This is a genomic window from Hafnia paralvei ATCC 29927, assembly GCF_001655005.1.
Lineage (GTDB): Bacteria > Pseudomonadota > Gammaproteobacteria > Enterobacterales > Enterobacteriaceae > Hafnia > Hafnia paralvei.
Genome location: NZ_LXET01000036.1, coordinates 1 through 1,259, shown reverse-complemented (window position 1 = coordinate 1,259; position 1,259 = coordinate 1). Strand labels below are relative to the sequence as shown.

Here is a 1,259-nt window from a genome sequence, read left to right as displayed (position 1 = left end):
TAACTGATGAAAGCGCTCAAGAGAGCGATTGATTATGTTAGCACCAAACTCACGATTCTAATGCGGCGACTGATTGCTGAGCGGTTGTCCAGCGCTGAGGAAATAATCCGCATCTGAAAACATCTTAGTAGGTAGGTGCTCCATGACTGGAGCACCATAGAAAACCTACCAGCGCAATTCTGATGTTGGCATGAATGTGATAGATTCAACCAATTCTGCCAAATCATAAGTAACTTCCATAACTACGGGTATATGGAACCCTTCTAGGGTATACCTCTCTTTCAATCCTATATTTAGCCTACCTATGCGCCTTGGTGAAATACTTTTATCGGGCAGTCCGAAAGCCTCGTGCACACCTTGAATTGACATTCTTTTTTGAAGAGGAGTAGGTAGTTCATTAGGAAAAGAATAAGACGGATCTTCACTATTCCTTAAAGTAACCGTGATGGAAAAAAGATATTTCCCATCTCTTTTAAATGCGAGATACACACCTTCCTTAACCATGTCTAGAGATAAAAAATCACCTCCGGAAAAACCTGTGGGTTTTGTCTTGTAGGGGATTAAATCAGCGCCAACGATGTCCTGATATGTATTACCTAAACTTCTAATTAATGCCTCTACGTTTACAGTCATTTGTATAACCCCACGCTTTCATTCAGTTTATGCATTTTCGCTCTCGCAGCTTCAAGTTTCTCTTCTGTAGCACCATGTTCTTTTAATGTTGGTTTAATGGCATTAAAGTTCCTATCCAGTACAGCCCTCAAATCACGTGAATCAATATCAACTTGAGGCTTCTTATTACGACCACCAAACGTCTCACTTACCTTTTGATGCACTTCTTTAGGGATAACAATAGAAGCAACATCTTTTGCTAATACTTCTAATTGCTTAGGTGTTAAATCAGGGTGCATACGATGATAATAAGCAATCACAGCCGCCGAAGATGGCATATGGTCAGCCTCATATTTCCCCTGCCGAGAGCGACGCTTAAAGTCACTGTATAGTTCTACTTCCAAAAACTCTACCGGTGGCTTACTCAGGTAGATATAAATCGGGGGCATATCCGTCCCGAGGAAAACAAGGATGTAATCCTCAAAATCCCCCTCAGTCGGCGCTGGATAACTCTCGATATCGCTTCCGACCTTCTCCGGTATCGGCAGTACCGTTATGGACGACGGTAAGCTTGGGCTATCCTGATGTCCTGTATTCGAGGGAATATCTAGCTCTAGCTTGTCAGGGTTCCAGTAAATCGTGACTTG

At 42.5% G+C, this 1,259-nt stretch carries 2 protein-coding genes; both read right to left on the bottom strand.

Annotated features, from left to right (window positions below; all coding sequences use genetic code 11):
* Positions 1-165: 165 nt before the first annotated feature.
* Entirely contained in the window at positions 166-633 is a 468-nt protein-coding gene (locus M988_RS08800; RefSeq protein WP_064573724.1) for a DUF6392 family protein, read from the bottom strand.
* Positions 630-1,259: S-type pyocin domain-containing protein (locus tag M988_RS08795; RefSeq protein WP_211271678.1), on the bottom strand; the 630-nt coding region annotated here is incomplete at its 5' end. The genes M988_RS08795 and M988_RS08800, both read right to left, overlap by 4 nt.